General features: G+C 43.6%; 15 protein-coding genes. 11 read left to right on the top strand and 4 right to left on the bottom strand.

All coding sequences use genetic code 11. The features are described 5' to 3' along the window. The first annotated feature begins 41 nt into the window (after positions 1 to 41). The 3 genes from rsgA to J3A84_RS01520 are packed head-to-tail and all read left to right on the top strand — an operon-like array spanning position 42 to position 2,184. Entirely contained in the window at positions 42 to 905 is an 864-nt protein-coding gene (rsgA, locus tag J3A84_RS01530) for a ribosome small subunit-dependent GTPase A (RefSeq protein ID WP_207598231.1), read from the top strand. Next, on the top strand, positions 899 to 1,552 hold the full coding sequence (gene rpe / locus J3A84_RS01525; protein WP_207598230.1) for a ribulose-phosphate 3-epimerase: 654 nt from the start codon (positions 899 to 901) through the stop codon (positions 1,550 to 1,552). The genes rsgA and rpe overlap by 7 nt, the downstream gene beginning before the upstream one ends. Continuing rightward, positions 1,549 to 2,184 (top strand): thiamine diphosphokinase, encoded by a 636-nt coding sequence (locus tag J3A84_RS01520; RefSeq protein WP_207598229.1) that lies wholly within the window; start codon positions 1,549 to 1,551, stop codon positions 2,182 to 2,184. The genes rpe and J3A84_RS01520 overlap by 4 nt, the downstream gene beginning before the upstream one ends. Positions 2,185 to 2,354: 170 nt before the next feature. On the opposite strand, the gene rpmB is transcribed toward J3A84_RS01520, so the two are convergent. Continuing rightward, positions 2,355 to 2,546, bottom strand: coding sequence for a 50S ribosomal protein L28 (gene rpmB / locus J3A84_RS01515; RefSeq protein ID WP_207598228.1), 192 nt, complete (start codon positions 2,544 to 2,546; stop codon positions 2,355 to 2,357). Positions 2,547 to 2,813: 267 nt separating this feature from the next. Here rpmB and J3A84_RS01510 point away from each other — a divergent pair, with 267 nt between their 5' ends. From J3A84_RS01510 to J3A84_RS01480, 7 genes are all read left to right on the top strand, one after another. Continuing rightward, positions 2,814 to 3,161 (top strand): Asp23/Gls24 family envelope stress response protein, encoded by a 348-nt coding sequence (locus J3A84_RS01510; protein ID WP_207598227.1) that lies wholly within the window; start codon positions 2,814 to 2,816, stop codon positions 3,159 to 3,161. A gap of 197 nt (positions 3,162 to 3,358) precedes the next feature. Further along, complete coding sequence (locus J3A84_RS01505) at positions 3,359 to 4,999, top strand: DAK2 domain-containing protein (RefSeq protein WP_207598226.1); 1,641 nt, start codon at positions 3,359 to 3,361, stop codon at positions 4,997 to 4,999. Between the two features lie 41 nt (positions 5,000 to 5,040). Next, positions 5,041 to 7,062, top strand: a complete 2,022-nt coding sequence (gene recG / locus J3A84_RS01500; RefSeq protein WP_207598225.1) for an ATP-dependent DNA helicase RecG — start codon at positions 5,041 to 5,043, stop codon at positions 7,060 to 7,062. Positions 7,063 to 7,075: 13 nt separating this feature from the next. Then, positions 7,076 to 7,660, top strand: a complete 585-nt coding sequence (rsmD, locus tag J3A84_RS01495; protein WP_207598224.1) for a 16S rRNA (guanine(966)-N(2))-methyltransferase RsmD — start codon at positions 7,076 to 7,078, stop codon at positions 7,658 to 7,660. A gap of 9 nt (positions 7,661 to 7,669) precedes the next feature. Next, the gene (coaD, locus tag J3A84_RS01490; protein ID WP_207598223.1) at positions 7,670 to 8,167 is read left to right on the top strand and encodes a pantetheine-phosphate adenylyltransferase; all 498 of its coding nucleotides are present in this window, start codon (positions 7,670 to 7,672) and stop codon (positions 8,165 to 8,167) included. Continuing rightward, positions 8,167 to 8,724: an ATPase gene (locus tag J3A84_RS01485; protein ID WP_207598222.1), complete on the top strand. Its 558-nt coding sequence runs from the start codon at positions 8,167 to 8,169 to the stop codon at positions 8,722 to 8,724. Before coaD ends, J3A84_RS01485 begins: the two co-directional genes overlap by 1 nt. Before the next feature lie 302 nt (positions 8,725 to 9,026). Beyond that, positions 9,027 to 9,518, top strand: a complete 492-nt coding sequence (locus J3A84_RS01480) for a CarD family transcriptional regulator (RefSeq protein WP_207598221.1) — start codon at positions 9,027 to 9,029, stop codon at positions 9,516 to 9,518. Between the two features lie 87 nt (positions 9,519 to 9,605). Here J3A84_RS01480 and J3A84_RS01475 read toward each other — a convergent pair whose 3' ends face one another. The 3 genes from J3A84_RS01475 to J3A84_RS01465 all read right to left on the bottom strand — a co-directional run bounded on the left by J3A84_RS01475 (position 9,606) and on the right by J3A84_RS01465 (position 12,873). Beyond that, a complete protein-coding gene (locus tag J3A84_RS01475; RefSeq protein WP_207598220.1) occupies positions 9,606 to 10,490 on the bottom strand; it encodes a hypothetical protein in 885 nt (294 codons plus the stop codon). Between the two features lie 144 nt (positions 10,491 to 10,634). Continuing rightward, complete coding sequence (locus tag J3A84_RS01470) at positions 10,635 to 11,513, bottom strand: SDR family oxidoreductase (protein WP_207598219.1); 879 nt, start codon at positions 11,511 to 11,513, stop codon at positions 10,635 to 10,637. A 151-nt stretch (positions 11,514 to 11,664) separates the two neighbouring features. Further along, positions 11,665 to 12,873 (bottom strand): nucleotidyltransferase, encoded by a 1,209-nt coding sequence (locus J3A84_RS01465; protein WP_207598218.1) that lies wholly within the window; start codon positions 12,871 to 12,873, stop codon positions 11,665 to 11,667. 128 nt (positions 12,874 to 13,001) lie between these two features. Here J3A84_RS01465 and pta point away from each other — a divergent pair, with 128 nt between their 5' ends. After that, positions 13,002 to 14,000, top strand: coding sequence for a phosphate acetyltransferase (pta, locus tag J3A84_RS01460; protein WP_207598217.1), 999 nt, complete (start codon positions 13,002 to 13,004; stop codon positions 13,998 to 14,000). Positions 14,001 to 14,026 lie beyond the last annotated feature (26 nt).

Here is a 14,026-nt window from a genome sequence, read left to right as displayed (position 1 = left end):
AATGGGGATAAGAAATAGGAAGAAATGAAAGGAATGATGCAATGGAAGGTATAATTATCAAAGGAATAGCCGGGTTCTATTATGTGAGAACCAGTGAAGGCGTTCTGGAATGCAAGGCTAGAGGAATATTCAGAAAGAATAATATCACACCCATGGTGGGAGACCGCGTAACCGTCATAGCCACGCCGGAAGGCAATACCCTCGACAAGATCCATGAAAGGTCATCAGAGCTCATGCGGCCTTTTGTAGCCAACATCAGCCAGGCTTATGTGGTTTTTGCCCTTCGAAATCCAGACATCAACGTTGAGCTGCTGAACAAGTTTCTTGTCTATCTGGAAATGAAGCATATTGAACCTGTGCTGGTTTTCAATAAAAGTGACCTAGCTACAGAAGAGGAAATGACGAATATCAGAGAAGACTTCAAGGGAACCGGATATCCGATCTACTTCATCGAAGCCAAGTCGGGGCTTGGACTGGATGATCTTTATGCGCAGCTGAGAAATCACATCACCGTTTTATGTGGTCCATCCGGAGCGGGAAAGTCCACACTACTTAATAAACTGTCCGGAAATGAGACCATGGAAACCGGAGATATATCAGTTCGTCTCAATCGAGGAAAACATACCACAAGGCATAGTGAACTCATTGAAATCAATGATGCGCTCCTGGTGGATACACCTGGATTCTCCACCATGGATTTCACCATGGAGGCGGAGGAGCTGAAGAACTATTTTCCTGAATTCTATGAGTATGAAGGGGAATGCAGATTCAACGGATGCAACCATAATCGGGAACCTGGCTGCAGGGTCAAGGCGGAAGTGGGGAAGACCATTTCTGAAGCGAGATATAACTATTATGTCAAATACTATAATGAATTAGTTGAGGAGAACAAGAGAAAATGGTAAAAATTGCACCATCCATCCTGTCGGCGAATTTCGCTGATCTGGGTAGAGATATTGAGAAAACGATAGAAGCCGGAGCGGACTGGATTCACATAGATGTTATGGATGGATCCTTTGTACCGAATATCAGTTTCGGCTTCCCCGTGATGAAGGCCATCAGACCCCTGACCGATAAATTGTTTGATGTTCATCTGATGATTGTGAATCCCAGCAGCTACATCGATGCTTTTGCGGATGCAGGAGCAGATCTGATCAATTTTCATTATGAGGCCGAAACACATATCGACAGAGCCATTGAGAAGATCAGAACAAGAGGACTGAAAGCAGGCATCACCCTGAATCCTGCCACACCGGTATCTGTCCTGAGCACCATTCTGCCTAAACTGGATATGGTTCTCATCATGTCTGTGAATCCCGGATTCGGAGGACAGAGCTTCCTTCCCTACACCCTGGACAAAGTTCGGGAGTTAAGGGAGATGGCGAACAGAATGAATCCGGATCTTCTTATTGAGATCGACGGAGGAATTGCGGAGGATACCATCCGAGCTGCTGTTGAAGCAGGTGTGGATGTTGTGGTAGCAGGTTCTGCGGTGTATAAGAATGGGGAAATCAGAAGAAATATGGAAGCTTTGAGAGAAGCGCTGAAATGAAGAAAGTGATCATCGTTTCAGGAGGAAGAAAACCCAGTCTGTCTCTGTATCGTTCCTTGTATGATTCCGAATGCAGAATCATAGCGGTGGACAGCGGAGCAGAGTTTTTCAGGGAGAATGGAATCCTGCCTCACATACTGCTGGGGGACTTCGATTCCATCACGGAAGAGACGCTGCATTATTTCGAAGAGAAGACAGAACTGATCCGATATGAGGAAGAGAAGGACTTCACAGACACGGAAGCTGCACTGGAAGAAGCCCTGAAAGAGAATCCGGATGAAATCTTTCTGCTGGGCTGTACAGGAAACAGGCTGGACCACTTCATCGGGAATCTGTCCCTTCTTGAGAAAGCACTTCATAGAGGAGTCAGGGCGTTCATTATGGATGATCATAACAAGATCTTCATGATGAAGAAGCCGGGTATCATCAGAAAAGATTTTGGAGACTACATCTCTTTTCAGGCCTTCAGAGGTCCTGTGAAAGGTTTTGGCGTCAAAGGGGTGAAGTACCCTTTATGGGACTATGAACTTGTCCTAGGGGACTCTATGAACGTTTCCAATGAATTCGTAGAGAAGTACATCTCCGTTACCTTCCGGGAAGGTATACTGATGGTTTTCATGACGAAAGACTAAGCTGAATGAAGAACTCGTGGTCTCTGTCCATCAGGATGTGGTCATGGGTTCTTCATTATAGGTAAAAAGCATAAAAAGAGTTACTATAAACTGAATTTCTTCAATCTATAGTAACTCTTTTTCAGAGTAAAATAGCCAGTCTGAAAGACCAGCTACGCTTCTTTGCTCTGTTATATTGCTCTTTCTACCTTACCGGAACGTAGACATCTTGTACAAACGTTAACTCTCTGGGGAGTTCCGTTAACAACAGCACGTACTCTTTTTAGGTTTGGTGCCCATGTTCTCTTAGATTGTCTGTGTGAATGAGAATACTGTACACCAGCTACTACACCTTTATTACAGATATCGCATTTTCTTGCCATTAAAATACACCTCCTCCTGAGAGATCAAATCATCTCAAAAGCTTTTCAAATTTATTTGTTTTGAACAGATACCATTCTATCATAACTGATGACGGTATTGCAACATAATTTTAGCCTTTATTTGTTTATATTGAAGTATGTTCGAAAATATAATATCATTATAGGGATAAGACCTTTGTTCGTCAAACGAATAAAGGAACTGGACATCCCGAAGGATCATATAAATGCATTAATGAAAACGCAATGAGGGAATGAGGAGGAAATTTCATGATAGGTTTAACGAATGAACAAGGACATATATCCTATTCAGAAGATGTAATCGCAAATGTGGTGGGGCTTTCCACTATGGAGTGCTATGGTGTTGTAGGTATGGCCTCAAAGAACACGAAGGACGGACTATGGGAACTCATCAGAGTGGAGCATCTGAACAAGGGTGTGAAGATCAACTCGAAAAATAATGAACTGTCCATCGATCTGTTTGTCGTTGTGGAATACGGCACTAAAATCTCAGTCATCGCCAACAATATCATCAAGAAAGTCAGGTATAATGTAGAGAACTATCTTGGACTGAAAGTGAATCATATAGTAGTGAATATTGAAGGAGTTCGATTCTAGCCGGAATTTCTTAAATTTTCTTAAGGATTTCTTGGAAAAATTTGATTTTGAGTTATCCGGTTTAGTATAATAAGGATTGGTTTAATATTTTATGAATAAAACCCTATTGATTAGGGTTTTATTAAAGTTTGATTTACTAAGTATAAATGGCGTGGGCATGCTTTGATATTGTCCATATTTTGCAGGAGGAATATCGTATGAAATACAATAAAATCGATGGACAGCATTTTCTGAATATGGTGACCAATGCGAGCATCAGATTAGAAAATGAAAAGGCATATGTGGATTCACTCAATGTCTTCCCTGTTCCTGATGGAGATACAGGCACAAATATGTCCATGACATTTACCGCAGCTGTTCAGGAGATCCAGAGCAGCAAATCTTCTTCCATCGGAGAAGTGTCCAAGATTATGGCCAAGGGCGCACTGATGGGTGCCAGAGGAAACTCCGGGGTTATTCTTTCACAGATCTTCAGAGGCATCGCCAAGGGTCTGGAAGGAAAAGATGAAGTGAATCCCTATGAATTCGCCCTGAGTATGCTGGAAGGTTCAAAATCAGCTTACAGAGCGGTCATGAGACCTACGGAAGGGACGATACTGACTGTTATAAGAGAAGTCGGAGAAAAAGCCACTGAATATCATACAGATGACATGACGGATCTCATGAGCAAGATTGTGGAATACGCGGATGATACGCTCCAGAGAACACCGGACCTATTGCCGCAGCTTAAAGCAGCCAATGTAGTGGATTCAGGAGGTATGGGTCTGCTGATCATTCTGAAGGGGATGTATGAAGCGCTGCAAAGCGGCTTCCAGATGGCGGAAAAGCTCGAAGAGAAATCCTTCGAAGAGTATGTGGCTGCCAGAGATACCCATACGGAAATCACCTTCGGATACTGCACAGAATTCATCGTTCTTGCAGCGCCTGATAATGGAGAGTTCAAAGAGTATCTGGAGACCATGGGTGATTCCATTGTCTATGTAGGATATGATGATATTACAAAAGTTCATATTCATACGGATAATCCGGGACTTGTTCTTGCTGAAGCGGGAAAACGTGGAGAGCTGACAAAGATCAAGATTGAGAACATGAGAGAGCAGCATAGAAATCTTCAGGAAACACCAGATGTTCATGAAGAAATGAAAGCAGAAGAAGTCAAGGTCAGCGAACCGAAGGAGAAGGAAAAGTATGCGTTCATTTCCGTTTCCATGGGAGATGGAATCAAGGATGTGTTCCATGATCTCGGCGTGAATTTTGTGATTTCCGGTGGGCAGACCATGAACCCATCCACTCAGGATATCGTCAAAGCAGTGGAGGAAGCCAATGCGGAGTATATCTTCATACTCCCGAATAACAAGAATATCATCATGGCAGCAAATCAGGCGAAGGAGATTTCAGCCAAGGAAGTTTATGTGATTCCCACAAAAACCATTCCTCAGGGCGTTGCGGCACTGACAACCTTTAATCCCGAAGCGGATGCGGAAGCCAACTATGATGCACTCATGGCGAGCCTCGAAACGGTAAAATCAGGTTCTGTCACCTATGCTGTGAGAGATACCGAAATAGATGGTAAGGAAGTCAAGCAGGGAGATTTTCTTGGACTCATTGAGAACAAGATCAAACTGGTGAAAAGAGAACTGTATCCACTTGTGGAAGAACTCATTGAGTCCATGGTGGATGAGGACAGTTCATCCATTACGCTGTTTTACGGTGAAGATGTGAAAGAAGAAGAGTTTAATGAACTTGTAGAGCTTCTTGAAGAAAAGTATGAAGACCTGGATGTGATGAGTGTCGACGGAAAACAGCCGTTATACTACTTCATCATCGCGGTGGAATAAATTTGAAGAAGGCTTCGGCCTTCTTTTTTTTGGAGGACGATATGGATATTTACGATTCCGTGGGTACCCTGAAAGGGGTTGGAGCAAAAACAAAAGAACAGCTGGAGAAAATGGGCATCGTGACGCTTCTGGATCTGCTTCTGTATTTTCCTCGAGCCTATGATACCTACCATGAGGCAGATGAAACCTACTTCAACGGAATGGATAAAGTGAAGCTGGAAGCGGAAGTGGTGCGTATCACCAAGCCTTTTCGAACCCGTACGGGAAAAACCATGACAACCGTCTATTTTTCCACAGCATTCGGACAGCTGAAAGCAATGTTTTTCAACATGCCCTATGTTTCCGGCAATTACAAAATCGGAGAGACTTACGAGCTCAAGGGAAAATTCACGAAAAAAGGGAAGAACATCGAATGCATCAACCCGGTGATCAACAAGGATACGGAAGAGATTGTGCCGGTGTATTCTGCAGAAGGAAAAGTCACTGGAACACTCATCAAGAAACTGGTCAGACAGATTCTTGCGCGTGTCATCATCAATGAGAATTTTCCGACTCAGATTCTGGAAGAGGAAGAGCTGATTTCCCTGGATGAAGCAGTGAGAAGTCTTCATTTTCCGGAGGATGAGCGGAAACTGGAAGATTCACTGAAACGAATGAAATTTCAGGAGATGTTTTCCTATTCCATGAAAATCATGCTGTCGAAAACCAGAAGAATGGAGAATGAAGAAGGAATTTCCTTCAGCATGAGCAAGAGGCTGAAAGAGTTGAAGGAAAGGATTCCTTTCAAGATGACGGAGGCGCAGAATAGAGTCGTCCGTGAGATTCTGAAAGATCAGAAGCGAACATTTCCCATGAATCGTCTTCTTCAGGGCGATGTGGGCTCAGGCAAGACCATAGTTGCGCTGATCGCCCTCTTCAATGTCATCGAGAACGGATATCAGGCTGCATTCATGGCACCAACTGAAATTCTGGCAAAGCAGCATTACGAGGAAGCAGTGAAGCTTCTGGAGCCACTAGGCGTTTCTGTGTCGCTGCTGACGGGATCAACGAAGAAGTCGGAACGACTGAAAATATCAGAAGATCTGGGGGCTGGTAAACCGCTTCTTATGATCGGCACCCATGCTCTTATCGAGGAGAATGTGAACTTCACGAAACTGGGTATGATTATAACAGATGAACAGCACCGGTTTGGCGTCAATCAGAGAGCCAAGCTTATTAACAAGAGCAAAACGGCTGAGGTGCTCGTCATGAGCGCGACGCCGATTCCCAGAACCATGGCGCTGACCATCTATTCCGATCTGGACTTATCGGTGATTGATGAACTGCCGAAAGGAAGGAAGGAAATCAGGACACTTCTAATGGATGAGGGGAAAAGGAAGGTCTGCTACAGCAAAGTGCTCGAAGAAGTGAAAAGCGGAAGACAGGCCTATATCGTCACACCGCTCATCGATCTGGATGAAAACGGAGAACTGAATTCCGTTGAAGGGCTCTATGAAGAGCTCTCCAAAGGTCATCTTAAGGGTATACGTATGGGGTACCTCCATGGTAAAATGACTTCAAAGGAAAAAAGTCGTGTCATGGAGTCTTTCAAGGATGGAGAGATTCAGGTTCTTATTGCGACGACCGTAATCGAGGTGGGCGTGAATGTGCCGAATGCCAGTGTCATGGTCATCGAAAACGCAGAGAGATTCGGCCTTGCTCAGCTGCATCAGTTAAGGGGAAGAGTCGGGCGAGGAGAATATCAGTCCTACTGTCTCATGATGGCGAACATAAGAAGTCAGGGTACAAGAGAAAGACTGGAAATCATGGTGAAAAGCAACGACGGCTTTTTCATAGCGGAAGAAGATCTGAAGCAAAGAGGAACCGGACAGCTCTTCGGGGTCAACCAGAGTGGACACTCCGGGCTGGTCTTATCCAATCTGGCCTTGGATTATGAGCTTTTCCTGAAAGCGAACAGCTATGCGAAAAAGGTATACAACGGGAAACTTCCCGAAGAAATCAGAATGAAGAATGAATTTCTGGAGAAGATTTCAAGAAGCATGAATTTTATCTGTCTGAACTAGAGGAGAATGGGAAATGAGAATAATTTCAGGTACTGCCAAGGGGAGAAAACTGCTCTCACCAAGGAATGAAGGCAGAATTACACAAAAAGGTGAACTTAGGGCTACAAGGCCGACCCTGGATCGGGTTAAAGTTTCCATGTTCAATATCATTCAGTACAAGATCTATGGAGCAAGAGTCCTGGATATGTTTGCCGGCACGGGGAGTCTCGGACTGGAATGTGCAAGTCGAGGAGCGCAGGAAGTCATTCTCACTGAAAAGTTCAAAGAGACCTATGACATTCTGGTGGAAAACATCAATCTGCTGGGATTCAGAGACTCATGTTCCGCGTATTTCAAAGACTGTTACGAATTCATAAAAAGTTCAGGGTCTAAGGGAGAAAAGTTCGATATAATATTTGTAGACCCGCCTTATCTGAATAATATGGTGGAAGAATCCATCAGGCTCATCGAGAAATACGATCTCCTATCTGAAAATGGTGTGATTGTATCAAAATATGATATAGATGAAAGTGTTTACCGGCCGGATGGAAAATATGAACTGACAGATGAAAGAAAGTATGGAAAGACCATACTGGGATTCTATCAGCTGAGAATATGAGGAGAAATTATGAAAATTGCGGTATATCCAGGAAGTTTTGACCCGATCACCCTCGGTCACATGGATATCATCACACGCTCATCCAGGCTTTTTGATAAGCTGATTGTAGCGGTGCTGAAGAATGTTGAGAAGAAAGGCCTGTTTACAATCGATGAGAGAGTGGATATGATTGGTAAACTGGTAGAGAAATATGATAATATTGAAGTAGTAAGTTTTGAAGGTCTATTGATCGACTTCATGAAAAGCGTTGATGCGAGAATAATCGTGAAAGGTCTTCGAGTGGGACTGGATTTTGATTATGAGCTTCAGATGTCTCATATGAATCGAAAACTGTCAAAAGACCGAGTGGAAACAATACTCATGATGGCGAGTACGGAGTATTCTTATATCAGTTCATCTTCTGTCAGGGAGATTCTGCATTTCAGAGGGGATATTTCCAATTTTGTACCAGGAGACATTGTTCAGGACATCTATAAAAAAGTTGGAATCGATGGAGGGGTAGTTTAATGAAAGAAAATTATGAAGTGACATCAAGAAGAATCGAAATTACCGGACTTGTGGAAGTGCTGCAGGAAATCATAGATGATGGCTCCAAAATGCCGTTTTCTAAGAAGGTCATGGTGGATAAGGAAGAGATTGTCAATATTCTGGATGAAATCGTGCAGGTCATTCCTGAAGACCTCAGAACAGCACAATGGGTCTTAAGCGAAAAAGATCGGATTCTCACAGAAGCGAAGACCGAATATGAAAGAACCAAAGCCGAAGTGGATCGTATGATGAGAGAAAAAGTGGACAATCATGATATTGTTAAGGAAGCGAACATCAAAGCCCAGGAAATCATCAATAAGGCTCAGACGGAAGCGAAACTTGTCAAGCTCTCTGCAAGAGATTATGCGGACTCACTGCTCTCTGATCTGGATTCCGAAATCAAGGAGAAAAATCAGCAGATGATGCATAATTTCAAGAATCTCTTTGAAGGGTTCGTTCAGGAATACAACAAGAATTTCAACGCAACCTCCAATACAATCAAAGAGAACATCAAAGAATTAAGAGAAATGAAATAACGGAAATATTTGGTTTCACAGCAGAAACTCCATGGAAAGATGCGGTTCTTTCCATGGAGTTTCTGTATTTCTGCAAGAGAAATTCTCTTGTGCAAATTTAAATGGTCTAAAACTTCATTTTTTTCACAAAATTTGATATAATAGTATTGTTGGGAGATAACACTAAAATACAGAATATATTTAGAATAACAATTTGATTGGTGAATGATATAAAAGCTTGTCCACTGAAATCTCTCCGATACGTTCTTTTGTGGATAGTAATATGGTCTGCAACCTGATGTTTTGCGCAAGGGGGTAATTTAATGTTCGAAATTAATGATTATGTCATGTATGGTTTAACTGGAGCCTGTAAGGTTACAGATATTCGACGTGATGAAGAAGGGTACAACAAGGAAAGAAAATATTACATACTCAGTCCTATCCGGGAAACAGACTCCATTATCATGATTCCCATCATGAATAAAGATATCAACATGAGAAAAGTCATTTCGAAGGAAGAAGCCGAAGAGCTTCTCAGTCATATGAAGGACAAGCAGATTGACTGGATTGATGACGCAAAGGAAAGAGCGCGTGAGTATAATGAACTCCTGAAATCCGGAGACAGTGAATCATGGCTTCTACTCATCAAAGCTCTGGCAGATGAGAAGCTGGAGAAAAAGGAAGAAGGGAAGAAGCTCTCCTCCAGTGATGACCTGATTCTGAAGTCAGCGACAAACCTTCTGAGTGGAGAATTCTCGGTGGCTCTGGATATGGATCTGGATGATGTGATTCCATATATCAAGAAATTTCTTTAATCATAATTAAGCGATCAAGAAGAACAAGCAGCCCTCTGAATGAAACGGAGGAGCTGCTTGTTTTATTTTCATCATCCTATGGATGGATCAGAGATTGGATAACTCGCGATCGATCTCCATCATTTTTGTTCGCAGCTGTTCACTGATGGTATGAAGCTCAGAGAGAAAGGTCTGGATATGATCGAGGTTTGAGCTGATTTTCCCTCGAATACTCCAGTCAGAAAAGATGTTATCGAAAGCGATATCAAAAAAGCGTTCGCTTCCTCCGATATGCTCCATCTTATTCTCTATAGCCAGATCCACATCCTGCAGCTCTTTCTGCATGAGCTCAGCTGCTGAGTTGATCTCCGCGATGTGCTGATTGGCTTCATCCAGCTTTGAGTATTTAACAAGATCACCGATGATGCCACCACCGAAAAAGGTGTCGTAGGTGGACCAGCTCTTTGCGCTGGATAGTTTATTCTCTGCCTCAAGGGACAGAGCGATTACAGCTTCCACTGCCCTGACTGCTTCCACGATTTCCTTTCTCACAAAGAAGAGTTCTTTCTTTTTCAATTCGATTTTCTGAGATAAAACAGCACCTTCCGGATAAGAGACAAGGATATGTGCCTTCAGCTTCGCATGGTCCTTTTCAAGCTCGCGGATTTCACTTTGCTGACGCTCCATTTCCTTCTTCAGATTCATAAGACTGGTATTCAATTCATCGTATCGGATTTTCGACAGAAGGTATTCCTCAGACTCTTTACTGAATTTTTCATCATAGGATCCGGAGATTTTTGAAAGGATCGAGGAAATGGAAACTCCTTCCAGCTGGTCCACATCTCTCTTTTCCTTCTTCATGATCTGCAGAAAGGATTCCAGCTGATTGTTCTTCTCTTCGAGCAGTTTCCGGTTGTCGCTGAGTTTGGATTTGAGCACCAGAATATCCTCCTGATAGCCTAGTAGTTTGTCATAAGCATCATTATAATTCATTCTTCATCATGGTGATAGATCACCTTTCCTCCTATTTATTATATGGTTAATTATACCATATAATAAAGTAAATGTAACTGATTATATATGTTTTTTCCGGAAAAGAAAAGGGAGCAGATCTCTGCTCCAGGATTTCAAGGAATTTCAGCCGTTTACAATCTCTCCGCCATTGATATGAAGGGTCTGGCCAGTCATATAGGTTGAACCGTCTGAAGCGAGAAAGACGTATGCCTCAGCAAGTTCAACAGGCTGACCGGGCCTGGCCAGGGGAACGTTCTTCCCGAAGTTCTTGACATCGTCTCCGCTGAAGGTGGAAGGAATCAGTGGTGTCCAGATGGGTCCTGGAGCCACCTGATTCACGCGGATTCTTCTTGAAGCAAGATTCAGCGAGAGGGAACGGGTGAAGGAGGAAATGGCGCCTTTGGTTGCGGAATAATCGATGAGTCTGGGGTTTCCGACAAAGGAAGTGTTCGAGTTCGTGTTGATGATGGAGGCACCCTCTTTCAGATGGGGAAGGGCTTCACGGATCAGATAGAACATGGCAAATATATTGGTTCGGAAGATCCGCTCCAGCTGCTCGTCGCTGATTTCCTCCAGAGAGTCCTTCGGGTGCTGCTCGGCCGCGCTGTTGACGATGATGTCGATTCGATTGAACTCTTCCAGTGTTCTCTCGATGATTTTCCTGGAAAAGTCACTCTTCCCGAGATCGCCTTTCATCAGTAAACATCTGGAACCGTAGTCTTCTATGATTTTCTTTGTTTTATCCGCATCTTCATTGGAATCGTAATAGATGATGACCACGTGGGAACCTTCTTTGGCGAAAGCAACCGAAATGGCTCGTCCGATGCCGCTGTCGCCACCGGTGACGATGGCCACTTTGTCCTTGAGTCGTCCATATCCCTTATGGGTCGGATTATCATATATGGGTTCAGGATCCATTTCGGATTCATCTATGGAATCCGTGTTCTGGTCTTTGATTTCCTCGTCACGGGGCATGTCATGATCTTTAAGTTCCTGTTTCATTTTCTACTCCTCCTTGGATCAGTTCAACATCTTTCGATGGGAACCTCATTCAGTATAAACATTGAATTCAATATAGAATGCAGTTATGAAGCAGGAGTTATATAAGCTTTAAGATTCTGTAAAATAACCGCCGGGCTTCCCCGATGGTTTTCTAGGGTTTGTTCTGAAAAGGATCTCTGAACCCTTTGAAATCCCATTGCGGATCATATGCATGATTTCTCATGGCATAGACCAGCGAGGATTTCTGATCGATTTTCTGGAACGGATCGGGTTTTCTGCCGAAATTATGTTCAAGTCCGATTTCCCTGTCTTTTCTAAGGGCTGCCAGAATCTCCTTACCTTTTTCGTTCAGGGCCAGGATCTTTACGGTCTCAGGGGTCTGCCTGCGCAGAGTTTCAATAGGTTCCAGATCAAAAGCCAGCAGAAACTGCATAAGAATTCTTGAAATTCTTGTGCGGGCATATCTTTTTGTTTTGATTTCATCAACAAAAGATGCCAGAGAACCTTCCTTCAGGTTCTGAAGGTGTGCCAGTATCCGGTTGTCGAGTCCTTCACTGGCTTCGGATATATTAATCAGTGAGTGGTTTTCAGTGATGAGTCGGTAGATCAAAAGATCCTTGAAGTCTTCATCCGATAGGAAGGGGTATTCCTCTTCCTTCAGTTTTTCTATGTATTCATGGATCTTCTCTGGAACAAACCCTTCAATGCTTATATTATTTCTGATTTCATTTCTCAATGCTGTAGCAGAAGCGTATTCTTCCTCGTTCAGCTCCAGATCGTGATAGCCTTTGCCCATCCGCTGGACCGTGAAAGGCTGGATTTTTGAGCCGGTTCTCTTCAAAGCTTTCATGTACTCCACACCCAGAATATTATTGGGGTTTTTGATGAAGTCCATATCCAGCTGAGGCAGAAGCTTCTTGAGTGCCTGATTTCTTGCTCTGGGAAAAGAGTGACCGTGGCTGAGTTCTTCCTTTAAGAGCTCTCTGTAGGCATCGGGTTCCGAAGCGAGTATTTCGGCGATGGCATTGAGGTTATGAAGGCTTCCTTCTTCAGAGCCGAAAGAAAGGAGATGAACGCCATTTAGCGCATTCAGTATTCTGATGGACCCTTCCGCAAAGAACTCCGCTGAAGAGAGGGCATAGACGGCGGGGAGCTCCAGTACCAGATCGGCACCTCCCAGTACAGCCATCTCTGCTCTTCTGTATTTGTCGATGATTGCAGGAAGGCCCCTTTGAACGAAATTACCGGACATGAGCGCGATGACATGGGTGGCTTTTCCTTCAGACCGGGTCCTTCTGATCTGATATTCGTGTCCCTTGTGGAAAGGGTTGTATTCAGAGATAATTGCTGCGATTCTCATTTGTACCTACTCCTAATTGTATTTCTATTTCATTTTAGCGCTTTCGACTTGAAAAGAACAGTTATAAAGATGTATTATATTATAAGGTATGTTGTTTAAAAAGTTATTTGAGATGAAAGGAGAATATTATGGATTTTGTGTCCAAGATGAAGGAACTTGCTAAAAGTGACCTGAAGAAAATTGTGCTCCCAGAAGGAAACGAGGAAAGAAACCTGAAGGCTGCTGAAATCATCCACTCTGAAAAGATTGCTGAGGTTATCCTGGTAGGAAACAGGGAGGAGATTGAGACCAACGCAAAGAAGTTCGGTGCCAATATCCAGGGAATCACCATTGAAGATCCTGCAACGTCAGAACGAACAAAAGGCTATGCAGAAGGCTTATATGAACTGAGAAAGAAAAAAGGTGTAACACAGTCCATGGCTGAAAACATCGTGCTGGATCCGATGTATTTCGCCACCATGATGGTGAAAAATGACGATGCACACGGTATGGTATCCGGCGCAGTGCATACTACAGGAGATCTCTTAAGACCCGGTCTTCAGATCATCAAGACCGCTCCTGGCATCAGTGTGGTATCTTCCTTCTTCATCATGCTGCTGAAGGACAAGAGTTTCGGAGAAGACGGTCAGATGCTTTTTGCCGATTGTGCCGTGAATCCCAATCCCAATGCGGATGAACTTGCTGCAATAGCTGTTGCTACAGCAGAATCAGCAAAGAGACTCATGAAATTCGATCCTAAGGTTGCGATGCTGTCCTTCTCATCTTATGGCAGTGCAAAGCACGAGCTGGTGACCAAAGTTGTGGAAGCAACGAAGAAAGCTCAGGAAATGAGACCGGATTTCATGATCGATGGAGAGCTCCAGCTGGATGCTGCCATTGTTGAATCAGTAGGAAAGAAAAAAGCCGCCTCTTCACCAGTTGCCGGGAAGGCCAATGTACTTGTTTTCCCTGACCTCCAGGCAGGAAACATCGGTTATAAGCTTGTGGAAAGACTTGCAGGGGCTGATGCCATCGGACCCATATGCCAGGGGTTCGCAAAACCGATCAATGATCTATCAAGAGGATGCAGCGTAGAGGATATTGTCAATGTTGTTGCAATAACAGCTGTACAGGCTCAGAACGCATAATTAAAATAAGATAATAAAGGATGGAA

Source organism: Proteiniclasticum aestuarii, from assembly GCF_017368455.1.
GTDB classification, from domain to species: domain Bacteria; phylum Bacillota; class Clostridia; order Clostridiales; family Clostridiaceae; genus Proteiniclasticum; species Proteiniclasticum aestuarii.
Note: the sequence above shows the minus strand (reverse complement) of the source record. Positions and strands in the feature narration are given on the sequence as shown.

Excerpts from the sequence above, each read along its gene's own strand:
- rsgA (WP_207598231.1), top strand. The coding sequence starts at position 42 with ATGGAAGGTATAATTATCAAAGGAATAGCCGGGTTCTATTATGTGAGA.
- rpe (WP_207598230.1), top strand. The coding sequence starts at position 899 with ATGGTAAAAATTGCACCATCCATCCTGTCGGCGAATTTCGCTGATCTG.
- J3A84_RS01520 (WP_207598229.1), top strand. The coding sequence starts at position 1,549 with ATGAAGAAAGTGATCATCGTTTCAGGAGGAAGAAAACCCAGTCTGTCT.
- rpmB (WP_207598228.1), bottom strand. The coding sequence starts at position 2,546 with ATGGCAAGAAAATGCGATATCTGTAATAAAGGTGTAGTAGCTGGTGTA.
- J3A84_RS01510 (WP_207598227.1), top strand. The coding sequence starts at position 2,814 with ATGATAGGTTTAACGAATGAACAAGGACATATATCCTATTCAGAAGAT.
- J3A84_RS01505 (WP_207598226.1), top strand. The coding sequence starts at position 3,359 with ATGAAATACAATAAAATCGATGGACAGCATTTTCTGAATATGGTGACC.
- recG (WP_207598225.1), top strand. The coding sequence starts at position 5,041 with ATGGATATTTACGATTCCGTGGGTACCCTGAAAGGGGTTGGAGCAAAA.
- rsmD (WP_207598224.1), top strand. The coding sequence starts at position 7,076 with ATGAGAATAATTTCAGGTACTGCCAAGGGGAGAAAACTGCTCTCACCA.
- coaD (WP_207598223.1), top strand. The coding sequence starts at position 7,670 with ATGAAAATTGCGGTATATCCAGGAAGTTTTGACCCGATCACCCTCGGT.
- J3A84_RS01485 (WP_207598222.1), top strand. The coding sequence starts at position 8,167 with ATGAAAGAAAATTATGAAGTGACATCAAGAAGAATCGAAATTACCGGA.
- J3A84_RS01480 (WP_207598221.1), top strand. The coding sequence starts at position 9,027 with ATGTTCGAAATTAATGATTATGTCATGTATGGTTTAACTGGAGCCTGT.
- J3A84_RS01475 (WP_207598220.1), bottom strand. The coding sequence starts at position 10,490 with ATGAATTATAATGATGCTTATGACAAACTACTAGGCTATCAGGAGGAT.
- J3A84_RS01470 (WP_207598219.1), bottom strand. The coding sequence starts at position 11,513 with ATGAAACAGGAACTTAAAGATCATGACATGCCCCGTGACGAGGAAATC.
- J3A84_RS01465 (WP_207598218.1), bottom strand. The coding sequence starts at position 12,873 with ATGAGAATCGCAGCAATTATCTCTGAATACAACCCTTTCCACAAGGGA.
- pta (WP_207598217.1), top strand. The coding sequence starts at position 13,002 with ATGGATTTTGTGTCCAAGATGAAGGAACTTGCTAAAAGTGACCTGAAG.